This window comes from Marinobacter sp. NP-4(2019) (genome assembly GCF_003994855.1).
GTDB lineage: Bacteria > Pseudomonadota > Gammaproteobacteria > Pseudomonadales > Oleiphilaceae > Marinobacter.
The window spans coordinates 677,809-694,113 of record NZ_CP034142.1 but is presented as its reverse complement, the minus strand read 5'-3'; the positions used below and the strand labels follow the sequence as shown (position 1 = coordinate 694,113).

At 53.7% G+C, this 16,305-nt stretch carries 17 protein-coding genes and 1 tRNA gene; 12 read left to right on the top strand and 6 right to left on the bottom strand.

Annotated features, from left to right (window positions below):
* Nucleotides 1–32 precede the first annotated feature (32 nt).
* Nucleotides 33–239, bottom strand: a complete 207-nt coding sequence (locus EHN06_RS03090) for a bacterioferritin-associated ferredoxin (RefSeq protein WP_127334331.1) — start codon at nucleotides 237–239, stop codon at nucleotides 33–35.
* A 172-nt stretch (nucleotides 240–411) separates the two neighbouring features.
* Here EHN06_RS03090 and EHN06_RS03085 point away from each other — a divergent pair, with 172 nt between their 5' ends.
* From EHN06_RS03085 to EHN06_RS03055, 7 genes are all read left to right on the top strand, one after another.
* The gene (locus EHN06_RS03085) at nucleotides 412–954 is read left to right on the top strand and encodes a YaeQ family protein (protein ID WP_127330096.1); all 543 of its coding nucleotides are present in this window, start codon (nucleotides 412–414) and stop codon (nucleotides 952–954) included.
* Nucleotides 955–1,168: 214 nt separating this feature from the next.
* Complete coding sequence (locus EHN06_RS03080; RefSeq protein WP_127330094.1) at nucleotides 1,169–2,353, top strand: thiamine pyrophosphate-dependent dehydrogenase E1 component subunit alpha; 1,185 nt, start codon at nucleotides 1,169–1,171, stop codon at nucleotides 2,351–2,353.
* Nucleotide 2,354: 1 nt separating this feature from the next.
* On the top strand, nucleotides 2,355–3,332 hold the full coding sequence (locus tag EHN06_RS03075) for an alpha-ketoacid dehydrogenase subunit beta (protein ID WP_127330092.1): 978 nt from the start codon (nucleotides 2,355–2,357) through the stop codon (nucleotides 3,330–3,332).
* A gap of 26 nt (nucleotides 3,333–3,358) precedes the next feature.
* Nucleotides 3,359–4,960, top strand: coding sequence for a dihydrolipoyllysine-residue acetyltransferase (locus EHN06_RS03070; protein ID WP_127330090.1), 1,602 nt, complete (start codon nucleotides 3,359–3,361; stop codon nucleotides 4,958–4,960).
* A gap of 9 nt (nucleotides 4,961–4,969) precedes the next feature.
* A complete protein-coding gene (locus EHN06_RS03065; RefSeq protein ID WP_127330088.1) occupies nucleotides 4,970–6,814 on the top strand; it encodes a protein kinase domain-containing protein in 1,845 nt (614 codons plus the stop codon).
* A gap of 206 nt (nucleotides 6,815–7,020) precedes the next feature.
* Nucleotides 7,021–7,097: transfer RNA gene (locus tag EHN06_RS03060), tRNA-Arg, on the top strand.
* Between the two features lie 517 nt (nucleotides 7,098–7,614).
* Nucleotides 7,615–7,920 (top strand): hypothetical protein, encoded by a 306-nt coding sequence (locus EHN06_RS03055; protein WP_127330086.1) that lies wholly within the window; start codon nucleotides 7,615–7,617, stop codon nucleotides 7,918–7,920.
* Between the two features lie 65 nt (nucleotides 7,921–7,985).
* On the opposite strand, the gene EHN06_RS03050 is transcribed toward EHN06_RS03055, so the two are convergent.
* From EHN06_RS03050 to EHN06_RS03040, 3 genes are all read right to left on the bottom strand, one after another.
* Entirely contained in the window at nucleotides 7,986–8,762 is a 777-nt protein-coding gene (locus EHN06_RS03050; RefSeq protein ID WP_127330084.1) for a hypothetical protein, read from the bottom strand.
* 101 nt (nucleotides 8,763–8,863) lie between these two features.
* Entirely contained in the window at nucleotides 8,864–9,688 is an 825-nt protein-coding gene (locus EHN06_RS03045) for a hypothetical protein (RefSeq protein WP_127330082.1), read from the bottom strand.
* A 74-nt stretch (nucleotides 9,689–9,762) separates the two neighbouring features.
* Nucleotides 9,763–10,932: a hypothetical protein gene (locus EHN06_RS03040; RefSeq protein WP_206075721.1), complete on the bottom strand. Its 1,170-nt coding sequence runs from the start codon at nucleotides 10,930–10,932 to the stop codon at nucleotides 9,763–9,765.
* 510 nt (nucleotides 10,933–11,442) lie between these two features.
* Between EHN06_RS03040 and EHN06_RS03035 the strand changes: the two genes are divergently transcribed.
* A complete protein-coding gene (locus EHN06_RS03035; protein WP_127330078.1) occupies nucleotides 11,443–12,336 on the top strand; it encodes a hypothetical protein in 894 nt (297 codons plus the stop codon).
* A 78-nt stretch (nucleotides 12,337–12,414) separates the two neighbouring features.
* On the opposite strand, the gene EHN06_RS03030 is transcribed toward EHN06_RS03035, so the two are convergent.
* Both EHN06_RS03030 and EHN06_RS03025 read right to left on the bottom strand, forming a co-directional pair.
* Nucleotides 12,415–13,521: a TerB N-terminal domain-containing protein gene (locus tag EHN06_RS03030; protein ID WP_127330076.1), complete on the bottom strand. Its 1,107-nt coding sequence runs from the start codon at nucleotides 13,519–13,521 to the stop codon at nucleotides 12,415–12,417.
* 189 nt (nucleotides 13,522–13,710) lie between these two features.
* Nucleotides 13,711–13,947: a helix-turn-helix domain-containing protein gene (locus tag EHN06_RS03025; protein WP_127330074.1), complete on the bottom strand. Its 237-nt coding sequence runs from the start codon at nucleotides 13,945–13,947 to the stop codon at nucleotides 13,711–13,713.
* A 151-nt stretch (nucleotides 13,948–14,098) separates the two neighbouring features.
* Between EHN06_RS03025 and EHN06_RS21675 the strand changes: the two genes are divergently transcribed.
* From EHN06_RS21675 to EHN06_RS03005, 4 genes are all read left to right on the top strand, one after another.
* Nucleotides 14,099–14,338, top strand: coding sequence for a hypothetical protein (locus tag EHN06_RS21675; RefSeq protein ID WP_127330072.1), 240 nt, complete (start codon nucleotides 14,099–14,101; stop codon nucleotides 14,336–14,338).
* Nucleotides 14,331–15,557 (top strand): Arm DNA-binding domain-containing protein, encoded by a 1,227-nt coding sequence (locus EHN06_RS03015; protein ID WP_127330070.1) that lies wholly within the window; start codon nucleotides 14,331–14,333, stop codon nucleotides 15,555–15,557. Before EHN06_RS21675 ends, EHN06_RS03015 begins: the two co-directional genes overlap by 8 nt.
* The gene (locus EHN06_RS03010; RefSeq protein ID WP_127330068.1) at nucleotides 15,547–15,861 is read left to right on the top strand and encodes a hypothetical protein; all 315 of its coding nucleotides are present in this window, start codon (nucleotides 15,547–15,549) and stop codon (nucleotides 15,859–15,861) included. The genes EHN06_RS03015 and EHN06_RS03010 overlap by 11 nt, the downstream gene beginning before the upstream one ends.
* Nucleotides 15,862–15,928: 67 nt before the next feature.
* Entirely contained in the window at nucleotides 15,929–16,303 is a 375-nt protein-coding gene (locus EHN06_RS03005; protein WP_127330066.1) for a hypothetical protein, read from the top strand.
* Nucleotides 16,304–16,305 lie beyond the last annotated feature (2 nt).

Genomic DNA, 16,305 nt, shown 5'->3' with positions numbered 1-16,305 from the left:
ACAAATGGGAAAGGGTCGCAGTAACAACCTGATCAAGCAGGCTGGGCCAGCATGTTTGCCATGGCCAGATAATCCGGAGTACGGCTTTCGCGCAGAATTTCCCGTGCGGTACAGGCACAGCGGCCACACTGGGTTCCAACGCCCAGTTCCTTGCCAAGCTGGCGCATGGAGCTGACGCCGTTATCGGCCGCTTTCCGAATTTCGCGGTCTGTTACACCATGACAGAGGCATACGTACATATTGGTCACTCAAAGTCCCGATGAAAGGTACTGATAATTATTGTCATTTGCATGCGGCTTTGCAACCCCCTCGAGTGATTTTTGTGCAAACAGGCACACCCAAGCCTCTCAGAGAGGACTCATTTGCTTTACACTGGCCCTAAATCACAAGCAAACCAACGCAGGAAGCCCCATGGCGCTCAAGGCAACCATCTTCAAGGCCACACTCAACATCGCCGACATGGACCGACACTACTATGGTGACCACCACCTCACTATTGCCCGGCACCCGTCGGAAACCGATGAGCGCATGATGATTCGCCTGTTGGCATTCGTCCTGAACGCAAGCGACCGCCTGGAGTTCACCAAGGGCATCAGCACCGACGACGAACCGGACCTGTGGCAAAAAAGTCTGAGCGATGAAATCGAACTGTGGATAGAACTCGGCCTGCCCGACGAAAGCCGCCTGCGCAAAGCCTGTAACCGGGCCGATCAGGTTATCCTATACACTTACGGCGGCCGCGCCGTGCCGCTGTGGTGGGAAAAGCATCACGGCAAGCTGACCCGCTTCAACAACCTGACCATCATTGACCTGCCGCAGGACGACACCGAAGCACTCGCCAGCCTCGCCGAACGCGGAATGCATCTGCAGTGCACCATCCAGGACGGCGAAGTGAGCATCGGTAACGAGGAAACCCTGGTCAGCATCACACCCACCCCTCTCTACCCGAAATAATCATCGACCTGCCAAGCGGAGAGCCACCGCAGGCACATGCAAAGATCAAAATCTGCACACCAGGTCTACCCGAAAGATGCAGTTTACGTTAAGGTAAACACTGTGTAGCGCTGACAGGGTCACACCAGATCCCGCCAGATTGGCTACAATGACATCATCGGCACCCCCACAAGGGGTGCTTTGTTCCTCAGGCCACCACCCCAGGAAGAGGATTATGACAACAACAAAGTCCAAAGTTGTGTATTCCCCGGTCTTTACCGACGGTGCGGAATTCCGTATTCCCACCTTCAAGTTACTGAAGCAGGACGGCTCGCTCTACAAGGGCGCCAAAGCGCCGAAGCTCGATAAAGAGAAAGCCCTGCGCATCTACCGGTCGATGGTCATCACCCGGATTCTCGATGAACGCATGCTCGCTGCCCAGCGCCAGGGGCGTCTGAGTTTCTACATGCAGTGTACCGGCGAGGAAGCCGCCGTGATCGGCAGCACTGCCGCCTTGGACGACGGCGACATGATCATGGCGCAGTACCGGGAACAGGGTTCCCTGGTCTATCGCGGCTTCACCATCGATGAGTTCATGAACCAGCTGTTCGGCAACGAACTGGACTATGGCAAGGGGCGCCAGATGCCCGTGCACTATGGCTCCAAGAAGCTGAACTACATGACCATCTCCTCACCGCTGGCCACCCAGATTCCCCAGGCGACCGGGTACGCCTACGGCCAAAAAATGGCGGGCGACGGCCACTGCACCATTACCTACTTCGGCGAAGGCGCCGCTTCCGAGGGCGACTTCCACGCCGCCCTGAACATGGCCGCCGTCCATCGTGTGCCGGTGATTTTCCTGTGCCGCAACAATGGCTACGCCATTTCCACCCCGGCCGCCGAGCAGTTTGCCGCCGATGGCGTTGCGCCCCGGGCCTACGGCTACAAGATGGATGTCATCCGGGTGGATGGTAACGACATCCTGGCCATGCACGAGGCCACCCGGGCCGCACGCAGCCTGGCGGTGGAACACAATCGCCCGGTGCTGATCGAGGCCATGAGCTATCGCCTGGCCGCCCATTCCTCTTCCGATGACCCCTCCGGCTATCGCAGCAAGGACGAGGAAGCCGTGTGGCGCGAGAAAGACCCGATCCTGCGGATGCGCCTGTGGCTCGAAGGCAAGAAGTGGTGGAGCGAGGACGACGAGAAACAATTGCAGGAGACCATGCGTCGCGAGGTGCTCGAAACCATGAAGAGGGCGCAGAAGCGGCCACCACCTCCGCTTGATTCGCTGGTCAGCGATGTCTACGACGAGGTGCCGCCTGCCCTCGCCCAACAGCTCGACAAGCTCAAGGCACATATCCGCCGACATCCGGATGCCTATCCCAAGAGCGCAGAACACGCCAAAGGAGGGGCCTGAGATGACACAGATGAATATGCTCCAGGCCATCAACAACGCCCTCGATACCGCCATGGCCGCCGACGAGCGGGTGCTGTGTTTTGGTGAGGACGTGGGCGTCTTCGGCGGCGTTTTCCGGGCTACCAGTCACCTGCAGGAAAAGTACGGCAAGGCCCGCTGCTTCAACACACCGCTGGTGGAACAAGGCATCATCGGCTTTGCCAATGGCCTCGCGGCCCAGGGCTCCGTACCCGTGGCCGAGATCCAGTTTGCCGACTACATCTTTCCGGCCTTCGACCAGATCGTCAACGAATCGGCCAAGTTCCGTTACCGTTCGGGCAACCTGTTCAATGTAGGCGGGCTGACCATACGTGCCCCCTACGGTGGCGGTATCGCCGGCGGGCTTTACCACTCGCAATCGCCGGAAGCCTATTTCGCCCACACACCGGGGCTGAAAATTGTGGTGCCGCGCAACCCTCACCAGGCCAAGGGCCTGTTGTTGGGCGCCATCCACGACCCCAACCCGACCCTGTTCTTTGAACCCAAACGGCTCTACCGCGCCTCCGTGGGCGAAGTGCCGGATGAAGACTACCGGCTACCACTGGGCGAAGCCGAAGTGCTCAAGGAAGGCACGGACGTAACCGTGCTGGGCTGGGGCGCGCAGATGGAAGTGATCGAACACGCCGTCGAAATGGCGGAGAAAGAAGGCATTTCCTGTGAAGTCATCGACCTGAGAACCATCCTGCCGTGGGATGTGGAAACCGTGGCCAATTCGGTCCTGAGGACCGGGCGCCTGGTGGTGACCCATGAAGCCCCGCTGACCGGCGGTTTCGCCGGCGAGATTGCGGCGACGATTCAGGAACGTTGCTTCCTGTACCTGGAGTCCCCGATCGCTCGGGTCACCGGGATGGACACCCCCTTCCCGCTGGTGCTGGAAAAAGAGCACCTGCCCAATCACCTGAAGGTCTACGAGGCCATCAGGTCGAGCGTGGAATTCTAGGTTGATATCAGGACAGGAGAGCAATCATGAGTGATTTTATACTGCCCGATATCGGCGAAGGTATCGTGGAGTGCGAACTGGTCAAATGGCTGGTGAGCGAAGGGGACATTATCGAAGAAGACCAGCCGGTGGCCGAGGTAATGACCGACAAGGCGCTGGTGGAAATTCCGGCGCCGTACAAGGGCAAGGTGACACGCCTGTATCATAAGGAAGGCGACATCGCGAAGGTCCACGCACCGCTGTTCGAGCTGGTGGAAGAAGGTGGCGACAGCGAACAGGCCTCCCCTCAAAGCCAGCCCTCTGAAACCGTCAGTGAGACGCCGGCATCACCGGAACCCTCGGGTGCCAACAGCGCAGAGACTGATGACATCACCGAAGACTTTATCCTGCCGGACATCGGCGAGGGCATCGTCGAGTGCGAAGTGGTGGAATGGCGCGTGGCTGAAGGTGACGAGATCGAGGAAGACCAGCCGGTGGTGGATGTCATGACCGACAAGGCCATGGTCGAGATCACCGCGCCCAAGGCCGGACGTGTGACCAAACTCTACCACCAGCAGCAGGAGATGGCCCGGGTGCATTCGCCGCTGTTCGCGTTTGTTCCCCGAGATCGTGACGAGCCCGCCGAGACCAAAGTCGAATCAAAACCGGCACCGGCGCCGACGCCTTCACCGGCAACCGGGAAACCCGCCGCAACCGGCAACCGGCAACGGATACCCGCCAGTCCCGCCGTGCGCCGCCTGGTACGGGAACACAATCTGGCCCTGGCGGACATCGCCGGTTCCGGTAAGGATGGCCGGGTGCTGAAGGCCGATGTGCTGGCCCATCTCGACAAGCCCACAGCGCCCGCGCAAGACCAGGCACTCGCCGGCGAATCACAGCCAGCGATTGGCGGCAGCGCACGCATACAACCCGAAGGTGAACAGGAAGTACGGGTCGAGCCAATCCGGGGCATCAAGGCCGCGATGGCCCGCAGCATGGTGGCGTCGGCGACCACCATTCCGCATTTTATCTACAGTGAGGAAATCGATGTCACCGACCTGTTGAGCCTGCGGGAACAGCTCAAACCGGAGGCGGAGGCCAGAGGTTCCAGGCTCACGCTGATGCCCTTCTTCATGAAGGCCATGGCCCTGGCGGTTCAGGAATTCCCGGTCCTTAACAGCCGACTTAACGACGACGTCACGGAGATTCACTACCTGTCCCGGTGCAATATCGGTATGGCAGTGGACAGCAAGGCGGGCCTGATCGTTCCCAACGTCAAGGGCGTTGAGAGCCGGACCCTGCTGGGCGTGGCCGATGAAGTCGCACGGCTGACCGAAGCAGCCCGCTCGGGCCGTGTCAGCCAGGAAGACCTGAAAGGCGGCACCATCACCATCTCCAACATCGGCGCACTGGGCGGCACCTATGCCTCACCTATAATCAACGCGCCGGAAGTGGCGATTGTCGCCCTCGGCCGGACCCAGAAACTGCCACGCTTCGACGCCAACGGCCAGGTGGTGGAACGATCTATCCTGACGGTGAGCTGGGCGGGCGACCATCGCATCATCGATGGCGGCACCATTGCGCGCTTCTGCAATCGCTGGAAAGGCTACCTGGAATCGCCGCAAACGATGCTATTGCATCTGGGCTGACGGAACATCATGGTGCAGAAGACGCAACTGCAACAGTTCTACATTCCCGAAGAGCAGTCGATCTATCTGCTCAGCCATGACGATGCCAAGAAGCTCAAGGACTGGGTGGCGCTCTGCACCACCCAGCTCCGCCAACTGGGTTACCGGGACATTGAGCTGATCGGCAAGGGCGCCTACGGCTTTGTGTTTGCAGGTCGCCTGCCAAGCCAGGACGGCGCCGGCCCTGAACACGTCTTCAAGTTCACCCGCATCAACCTGCCACAACATCTGCAGGACCGCCTCGAGGACGAAGCCTTCATTCTCGAGCAAGTCCGGCATCCACGGGTGCCCCGACTGATCGCCTATCAGCGGGCTCGCAACCAGCCGATCCTGGTGATGGAACGGGCAGCCGGCCTCAACCTGGAAGAAGTGTCGCTGCGCGAGGGCCGCCTGAAACCGAGGCTGATTATACGAATCGCCGACCAACTTGCGGACATCCTGCGCAACCTGCGCCGGGAGAACGGCCCCGCCGGACGCCCCATCGTGCACGGTGACATCAAACCGTCGAACCTGGTCTTTGACGCCAGTACCGAAAACATCGCCCTGATCGACTGGGGCTCGTCGGTGTTTGCGCAACTCGATGCCAACCAGCAGTTCATCACCAGCAATGTCATGGAGCTGATGTCCGACAACCTGCAACAGACCAACGCCCGGTTGGGGGATGTTTACTTCATCGGCGAGGAGCAGTTGAACGGCGGCCTGTCGTCGCCCCGCTTCGACGAACAGGGCGCTGCCGGGACCCTCTATGCGCTGGCCTCCGGCCAGTCGTGCCGGTTCGGGCATCAGGCCATTCCCGCCAGTTCCCTCGGCCTGCCCATGGAATTCGCACGCATGCTCGACGGCATGCTGTCTCCAGACCCGGAGACACAGCGACGCGCTGGCGACTACTACCTGAAAGAAATGCCAAGAATGGCGCACACGGTGATGATCGATCTTCCGGAACCACCCGTTGCCCCTCTGGTACCGGTCTGGACACGACCCTCAGACCACGAGATCGACACCGTGGTGTACAGTTCCCGCAAGTCCTTCCTGCGACAGGAGGGTGCCCCGGAAACCCTCAACGATGTCAACGACGTTCAGTTGGACCGTTACTACAAGAACTTCATGCAGGGCATGGGCGAAACGGAAAAGGCCTTCCTGGCCGCCGTCAGCCGACTGGGACGATACCCCGTCGAAGGCGGCCTGGCTGTGCGTTGGGAGACCGATGGCGTCTACATCGACACCTCGCTGAACCTGCACGACCCCAGCCTGAAGGCCGCCTTCGTCCGGGCGGTCAACAACATGGTCTACCTGGCCCAGGCTATCTACCGCCAGGGCATCTTCAAGAGCTGCCTGTTCAACGCTCGCAACACCCTGCACATCGACCGCGACGAACCGGACCAGCCCTTCCTGATCGAGCCGGGCATGCAATTGAAATACGAGGTCAGTGCGGCACCGGAAGTGGAAGACGAATCCCGGGTACATTCCTACTTCGAGGACGGTCCCGACCCGGAAGAATTTCTGGTTCTGCCGCAGACCATCATCACCGCCCTGGAGTCCCTGAACGACATCCACCACACCGGCATGATCATCTTCGAAGCTCTGCCTCACCACCTCAAGATCCATAGCCACTACCGGCTGCTGGACCCGGAGCGGGAAGGCGAGTTCAGCCAGCTTCTGGACGAGATCCTGTCGGCCGTGGACCAGATCACCGGCCTCGGCGTCTCCGGCTTCATGAAAATGCCTTACAAGGACACCCGCTTCTTCCCCCACATCGAACGGCTGCCCGAACGTTACTACCCCAGAAATCCCAGGGCCGAAGCCGACTCAGCGTGAATCCACACTATCATGGCAAAGATGCCAGGAGGGCTGGACAGAACACCTCTTCACACGTAAGATTGCGCACTCGAAATTAACGCACCAAGCGATTGATTTCTTCCGCCCGTAGCTCAGCTGGATAGAGCGTTGCCCTCCGGAGGCAAGGGTCATAGAAAAAATCCGGAACCGAAGGCAACGGTCAAACATGCCAAACTTGTTGAAATCCGCCCGTAGCTCAGCTGGATAGAGCGTCGCCCTCCGGAGGCGAAGGTCTCAGGTTCGAATCCTGACGGGCGGGCCATTAACATTGCAAATCAATGAGTTATCACCAAGGCAACACCCTCACCTGTATCGCTCGCGCTTGAGCAGTCCGAACACCTCCGATTCGATCAGTGACCTTTGCACGGTAAGATTAAAAGCAGGAATTTTTCTCGATTATTGCGCCTGTGCCCAAATGGTGCCCTGGCAGTGCCCAGTTAATTTAGGTGAATGCATCGCAACCTACCGACGTGACCTTTGCACTGTTTTCACCTGACTCTCTTCATGGCACAGCCGCGCTGCGCCATCCAAGCAGACATTTTCATTTGGCACCCTCAGCTTTGGTCGCATAGCGGACATTCGAGTGAAGCAGTCAATGCAAACGGAAAGGCCTTCGTTTGAGGCTATGGGAGATAGGGTGTTGCGCGATAAGTCCAACCAGCGCTTTCGGGATTTGACGAAGCATACCAACCACTCAGAGGGACCTGAGTTTGTAGCATACCTTCAGAATGACAAGTAGAGTGGCTCCGGCAGATTCACAGGTTTGGAAGGGTTATGTCATGGGTGACCAACACTGGTTGATGTATCTCGTAAGCGGAGTCATGGTCTACTTTGTTCTGCGAGATAACTTGAAGCTCAGCTATCAGAAACGCGGCGCCAAAGGCCCGATCATTTGCATAGCATTGATCCTCATCGGTTTTCTGAGCGCTGCAAAATCATTTCATTGGGGCGCCATCATGATATTGCCCGTCGTGGTGATTATCACCAGCGTTTGGTGGCTTCCGGGTGTTCTGGACAAGCTGTTTCCCAATGACGTGATAAAAGAGAAAAAATTAAGGGCCGAAAATCCCGACTGGGGCAGGTGAATATGTAACCATTCCTAAAATCGGTGCATGCTCAGTTAGAGTTCTCCGGCCTACAATGAGACAGTCTACACACGTGGCTTTACCCCATCCCGCAGAACCTGGCGTGCCTCCTTGGTGGCCTCCATCATTTCTTGGAGAATTTCGAGGGCAGGCCGGAGGAAGTCAACATCTGCAAGCACCGTCTCAACAGGGACGTCTAGTTCTTTTTCAAGCACGTTAGAGACTGGAATCTTTGCTTTCCTCCGTTGCGTCCAAGTCATAGGCTGCACTCTCCAGCCTACATCTCGGTAGTTATTGCCAAAACTACAGTCGACGATACCCGAAGGAAAATCTGGCACCTGTTTCTGAATCATAGCACTCGTGATCTTGGTGAAGTTGCCGGTAGGTATCAGCAGCTTGTGTTTGTCCATCACATCTAAGTCATGAATTAAACAAAGGTTCCGATTGCCACCATCTCGGTATGGCTGAAGCTCTTCAAGTGCTAAAGCAAATGACTCTGAGACCCTCGAAGGCAGCCCTGGTATCACGGATTCTTTGAGAGCTCTTTCAGTTGAAGTAATCGGGAACTGGATATTTCTCTTTTCACCGTCAGATTTGGCGAATTGCTCTGTACAGTCCCAGTAGGTGTGGTCTAGAGAGGAGCGAAGGTTGTGTACTAGATCACCGATTATGATCGCGGCATGATTAGCAACCTCTTCATCCTTTTTCGCGAACGTTGCTTTTTCGCCAGTCTTGAAATTGGTTTCCACGAAATATCTAAAAGGCCGATGTTTGCGGAGAAGAGCTGATAGCTCAGCGTAATGCTTCTCTGCACGTTGTATTTTTAGGTTTGCGCTATCCATCGCTTCCCTCTAACACTATGCATGCGACGACCTTGGAGTGGCGGCAAAGCAGCCATGAAAAGGGCGTCCGGCGGCCATCAGCCGGGTGCTGCTGCGACTTGTTATTTGGACGTATTTTCGTAAACCAAGCATCTGAGTTCTTGGTCAATCTGACTTACAAAGTCAGCTGAGCTGCGGGCTAAATCCATGATCTGCGTTTTCGTGATTTCGTGTCGGTTGCCATCTTTATCTAGACCATTTCGGTGAACGCAGTCATGTCTTATCAGAACTGCCTGAAATAGCCAGGGAATATCCGGGAACTCGATGCCTAACACATCTTTAAACATTGGCTTAATTTTACGCAAATCATGAAAAATCAAAGCCCTCAGGTATTTGCCTACCGTTATTCGGAGGCCTTCCCATTGCGTGAAAATCTCTTTCAGTGAGAATTTCTGCTTGGCCAACTCTGGATCAGACTCAACTAGCCTTTGAATCAACTCTTCAGAGTTGAGAACGGCATGAATGAAAGCGCTGGATAAATATGCTTCGGCAGCAGTTACTGTTTGAATATAAAGCATATTTCTCAATGTCCGATCCGCGTGCGCTGGCACAGAAGTTTCCGCCAACGCCACGATCCCCTGAATGACCTCAGTAAACTCTTCAAATTGCTGGGTAGATTGAATGATCCACGAGACATCATCCTCTTCAGGCAGGTCTCGCACATCAAACGAAAGATCAACAGCCCCGGCGACACTCACATCGACGGCGAAATAGGTATTCGAGACTTCTACATCAAAGTCCTTGCCACACCCATCGCAGATTGCCGAATCAAAATACTCTGTTCTGCTATCGCTGTGTTGCTCCGCCATCAGGTCTGGAGGCGGTACGGGTAGCGTTTCTTCGATGACTGCGCCGCAGGGACAGTAGAAATGGATATCAACTTCCATGATTACTCACCACGAGTGAAAAATGACGCCGCATTCAGCGGCTTGTCCGCTTCAATGTTTTGTTAGCCAGCCCGTTATTTATTTGACGGAATATCATAAAGTTGCGTGGTAACGATTATTTCCTTTCCTGGCTCCGAGTCTTTTACGAGAATGTAACGGGAATCGCCTTCTGCTTCATGGAAGACCGTTTTTCGATGCGCCGGCAAAGATTCCATGGTCTCATGCATCTTGCTCCTGACGGCGTTAGAGTCTTTAGTCCTGTTGAAAATCATAAGTGCACATTTAGAGTCTCGCCAGGTAAGGTAAGAGAGAAGCTGGCCAATAGCCTCAACGAAAACCTTGTTCCCCCTCCAGAACTTGCACTCAGCAATGAATACGTTCTTGTTGCCTTCTCTAATTAAGATATCTGTTTTGCCTGCCGCGTTGAATGTTTCGCCAGTAGCCCCACCTTCATAGTGTCCGTTCAGTTGCAGCAGGAAATGATCACGGATTGACTCTTCATCAAGCGATGCGAACGATGAGGGGTTACGCTCTATAACCAGCGACATACTACGCATGATTTCCAGAATGTGCTGATATTCCTTTTCATCCAAAACCGGCTCAGGTTGATACGCGCCAGTTTCGACCGAAGGTCTATTCGTTGGCTTAGTACGTCGTCTTGCAGGAATCGTGAATGTTGGTGACGAATCCACTCTTTTAACGGGGATACCCAAAGCCGCAACAGCTCCAGTGGTCGCTTGAGCCAGCTCTCTTTTCCTCTTTAAAGCCTGTTTTACTGCATTGGGGACAGAATTATTGTGATTGGTAACGTCGTTCTTAAGATATCCAATAGCATCTTCTAATGAGCCGATGCTCCGGTTTATATCTGACTTGAGCTGGTCCGGATTGACCGAATCATCTGGAAAGCTGACGCTCAAGATTATTTCATCGTTCTTAATGTCAATCTCTGGATACCCGCCTGAACTCCATGTGGAAGCACGGATTCTCCACAACATTGGATCCCCGTCAAACGGAATGGCAATGTCTATTCTTGTACCAGTAACAACTGCACGCTCTCCAGGAAAGACCGCTCTACGGAAATCATTGCTAACATCAATCTGCGTACCCGATTGGTTCTTAATGTATTGTTGATCTGAGTGCAGAACCAGAGGATCGATTAGCGCCTTTTCAGTATAAAACTCTTCTAGCTCCGCCTCTGACGCCTTCAGTACATAACCGTTTTCCAATGACTTAATTTCATTCACTACTGAGTCGAGAATATTTCGAAAAGTAGAAAAAGTATCTCCTTCCCTAAACGGATACATCGCTATCCTCTTGAATGGCTGTCAGAAATTAGGCGGCGCGTTTTACCATTTTCAGTTAGTTAACTGAGTTATTATTACTGACTTTGGACCATAAATCGCACTGCGCATGCATTGACAAAACAATACCTTAGCCGAGAACTGGCATCTCTGCCATTTGATCATTCAGCATCTGCAATTTGCTCCGCCAATCACACTGGATATCATGGCTGTGATCAGCGCGGAGCCTCTGGAAGGAAGCCCTGACTCGAATGTTCGCTTAGGTTTAGGAGTTCGAAGAGTTGGACCCGGTCGCAAAGCGACCGTTCACATCTAAGCCAAGTTTGGGGAAATGTAAGTGCCCATGCGCCGGGTTTAAGGGATGCTTATGTTAGATTCAGCCTGCCGAGTGCCCTTACCTCGCTGGTAGAGTCACGGTCCTGAGAAACTACACGCCCAGAGTATAGGATTTTCATGAAATATTTCATACGGACAAATTTCGGAGAAACAGGATTCGATGGCATCTCTGAAAACCATTATGAGGCGCTTAAGAGAAGCTTTGGCTGCCTTCTCAACGCGTACCAACTGGAGGTTAAATACGACCTCATCGTCTCGAACTTCATAGAGCTTGAGCTTGAATTTAACTCTGTTTTGGTCAATCACTTAGTAGGAAGATATCCTGGCTGGATCAATCATCTTGAGGTACAACTTGGCATTAATAGACGACTTGCCAACTTTTTGAGCAGTTGCAGGACCTATGTTGATCAGCGAGATAGTCATCTCGTTCTCTGCTTCGCGGGAGATAAATGTGCCGCAAACAAAGTCAAGGAATTCGCAAGCGCAGTCTACGACGAAAGCAGTGATTTTCGTTTGATGGAAGCGCTCAGAAATCATGTCCAACATCATTCGCTCGCTGTCCATGAATCTAAGATTGGAGGAAGCCGTCAAACTAATGAGCTGGGTTCAGATTTCGAGTACAAGGCGGCCTTTTACTTGCACAAGGAGGAAATAATCAAAAATAGGAAATTCAAAGCGCGGATTAGAGATGAAATGCCGGAAAAAGTTGAGATAATTTCAGCTGCGAGGTCCTATATGAGGGGGCTCAATAAGATCCATATCAAATTGAGGAAAGAACTGCACCCTGCAACAGAGAGTGCATATATCACTTTACTCGACGGCATTGGTTCGGACGATCCTGAGAAAGATCAGCTCGTCAAATATGCAGTTTGTATAGGGGAAGACGAGAAGGAAATCGAGCGAATTCCACTTCTTTTAACCCATCATAAAGAAATCGAAAAACTTAAAAAGAAGAACCCAGAACTATACAAAATAGAGCGAGGACACTTTTCTACGGATACGTACGACTGAGGGCCAAACCACCAATCGTCAACGGCGTCTGATGTTGAAACTGTATTGAGGCCGTTTTCGAACCTATTTCAGCGTGATTTAATCGCTCAATATATTCGAGAGAAGTTGTTCGAGGCTGTATCCAGGACGCACCTCAATCAATCGAACGCCGTGCTTGCTGCACTTGCGCTTCTTCTCCGCGTCGCGCTTTTGAGTTTGCTCAAAGGCCTCTTGCCCACCGAAAAACGCTACCGGCTGATCGTGCTGCAAACCCTGATATTCAAATGCGACGGCGTGGGCTGGAATAAAGACATCGAGGTGCTGACGACCCAACCACTTTGGACGGGCGTGCTGAACCACGTCGGTATCCGGAAGTGCACCGCGTAAGGCGTAAAACAATTCGGTTTCTCCAATCCAACCCTCTCCGACACGAGGAATGTTCATTTCTTCACGCACGCTGTTCTCCGCTTCCCGAGTTTGGGCACGCACGAATTCAGCGACATCAGAACGAAGACTGATCGAAAAAAGGGGAATTCCTACTTCCAGCAGCGAGGACGTACCAACAAATGCATGGTATGGAGATTGATGGCATTCATGTGCCCATTCGTTCAAGAGGTTGCGCCCTTCATTCTGTTCGAGAGCTGCCAGCTGTATATCAAGAAATTGAGCGACTTGGTCAATGTGGTCCTTACCCCATTTCGTTACCTTGGGGCCGGTTAAGGCAAGAATATCTCGGCCGGAGACGCGATCTCCCGTCTGGAGTTTGAGGCTAAGGAGGCGATCTGACTGTGCCGTGGAACGGGCGTCAACTTCGATAGTCGGGAAAGCGGCCAGCGCCGAGGTAAAATCTCCAAGCAGAGCATAGCAGTCTGACTGCCAGCGTTTAATGATTTCCAAAAACTGCGGCTCATCAGGATAAGCGCGGATCAGCTTACCAAGTTCGGCAGCGACGGCCCTCGGGTCGCCGTTCAATCGCTCCCTGACATAGCAGAACAGGTAACTGACCTGTCCGCGAACAGGCACCGCATTGCCCTTCCTCCACTGCTCACACCAGCTGTCGTAGAAGTTAAGTTGGTTGCGATCGAGATCGTTTCTGGTGGCGAAATAGGATTTGAACGGTGGTGGATCTAAGTCTTGGTCTTTCATCCTTTCGACAGTAAAGACATCAGCAATGACCAGCAACCGGTTACTAATGTCGAGCTTCACCAGATCGGCCGAATTCCATGCCCTCAATGTTCGCTTTTGTTTAAAAGCAAAAAATTCATGAGGCCTTGAGCCAAAGAAACCATCACTAAATTTTTCGGCTGGGGAGATGCGAGGCGATAAATGGAGCTCGCACCACCTATGGAAAATGGAGGACAGGAAGCCACGAGGCCTCCGCACAATGCTAAGGGGTTAATTCTCTCCCTCAGGATCCTCAACAAACTGCGCCACTTTTTGCAGTTCCACATCGAAGTACATGCAAAGCTTGTCCAAAATTTCGGTCGTTGTGTTGTAGCCTCGCTGGTTCGCTATCTTGGATAGTGTCGTTCTGTGGATCCCCGTCTCCCTGGAAACCTCGTCCAGCGTAACCCTGCGATTTTCTTGAAATCCTTTCTCTGCGATTAGCTCTTTCAGGCGAAATCTGATCATTGGGCATGTCCTTTGTCGATGAGCAGATTCTACTCAAATTGCCTCCTCTTTTCATCTAACGATGCCTACACGCTACAAAAGATGTTTGACTGCGTCGCCGATAGTCGTAAAATGTAGGTTATACGCTACATTTGACGAATAGGAGGTGCGTATGAATGGTACTGAATACCTAACCACTGAAGAACTGTCCAAGCGAATTCACTATGACGTGCGAACGATTCGTGAACGTCTGAAAGACTCTGTTCTTATCGAAGGGACCCACTACATACGGCCGTTCGGAGGGCGGAAAATCCTTTACCTCTGGGAGGCTATCGAAAGGGATATGACTCTGCACTCAAGTAACCACAGCGTTGCAATTCCAATGGCCAATGGAGGACGCATGCATGGGTAGTGTGAGAGTGCGTGAAAGCACGCAAAAACTGTTTATCGACTTCCAATACTGCGGACAACGCTGTCGTGAACAAACTGCTTTAGATAACACTTCGGCTAATCGCAAAAAGCTCGAAAGCATACTCAAGAAAATCGAAGCCGAGATCACGCTGGGTACCTTCGAGTATCACCGCTATTTCCCGAATAGTTCCAAGGCCCAGGAGTTCACGAAGCAAGCGGAAGTGCAGCGCGCCAGGGAGACTCACGACACGCCCCTCTTCGAGACCTTCTCAAAGGATTGGCTGGATGAAATGAGAATCCAATGGCGTCGGTCTTACATCAGCACAATGGAGGGTACATTGAAGAACTACCTCAACCCCCAGTTCGGGGAAAAAGAGGTTGGCCACATCACCAAAAAAGACATTCTCGAATTCCGGGCCTCACTCGCCAAAGTTACAACCCGGAGCGGAAAGCGTCTTTCAGCCAGTCGTATCAACCGAATCATGACGCCTTTGCGCATGATCCTTAGTGAAGCAGCCAACCGCTATGAGTTTAGCTCACCCTATCACGGGATTAAATCACTGAAGGTTCCGAGGACGGACGTGGAACCGTTCGGCATTGATGAAGTGAAGCAAATCATCGATACGGTCCGGCCCGACTTCAGGAACTACTACATCGTTCGCTTTTTCACCGGCATGCGCACCGGTGAGATCGACGGTCTGCAATGGGATCACGTGGATTTCCAGCGCAGGCAGATTCTTGTGCGACAAGCGCTGGTCAACGGGCAGTTGGAATACACCAAGAACGATGGTTCCTTCCGCACCATCGAGATGTCGCAAATGGTCATTGACGCACTGAACGATCAGAAACGAGCGACTGGCAACATGGACTTCGTTTTCTGTAGCCGGAACGGTGGCCCTCTCAGCCACAACAACGTCACCAAGCGTGTCTGGTACCCGTTACTGCGGCACCTGGGGCTGCGAGAGCGGCGCCCTTACCAGACCCGCCACACAGCCGCGACGCTTTGGCTGGCATCGGGAGAAAGCCCGGAGTGGATTGCACGGCAGATGGGGCACACAACCACGGAGATGCTTTTCCGGGTGTACTCCCGTTTCGTGCCAAACCTCACTCGCCAGGATGGATCGGCCTTCGAACGTTTGATTCGACAGAACTTCGACAGCCCTTCAATCCCAGAGACAAAAGTATCCAATAAAGACCAGGAGACCGTTGATGAGCAGTAACGTTATCCCGATTAGGCCTAATCATGATGCTGAAAACGATGTCGCGTACAGCATGCCTGCAGTTCAGGACGTTCGAAGGTTGGCTCGTGCGCTTTTCATCTCTCTGAACATAGCGCCCGGTGATTCTCTGGTATGCCTTTTAGGCAGCGGGGCCGAAGCGTCCAACTTTGAAGCAGTCGTTTCCTGGGTAAAAGACACCTTGATTCGCGAGCAACTCCCTCCTGGCCGGCTTGCCCTCCAGGTATTGCTCCCTGCGCTGGAAGCACGCCTGCATACCATCACGGAAACCGTACCTCGCTTCTAAGAAAACCGCCCCTCTCCAAAAAACGCCGACACCGTAAGAGAGGGGCGCCCCTTAAAGGAATTCAATAATGACTCTTGATCCGATCGTCCTTGTTCTTCTGTTCATTGGCGCCATTGCCATCGGCTCTCTGCTTATCTACGTGAAGATCATCTTCGATCACCGCGTGCCCACATCTACTTCCTCAACAAAGACTGCCGGGCCTCGAGACCATCAGCCAGTCCTGATTAGCAAAGGTCTCAAGGTATACCGCGTGGAAGCCAAAGTCGCTGGAGCGCCGGCTGAATATTACCTGGATATTGATGACCGAATCATCGTCGGGATCCATCAACCCTCCAAGCATCAATATGCCGGCATCCGATGTGTGGTTTCCGAAGAGGTACTCAACGACCTCGCAGGCTCTTTGGAGTCAGTTGCAGCGGCACAGACTGGTGGAACGGAATAAGT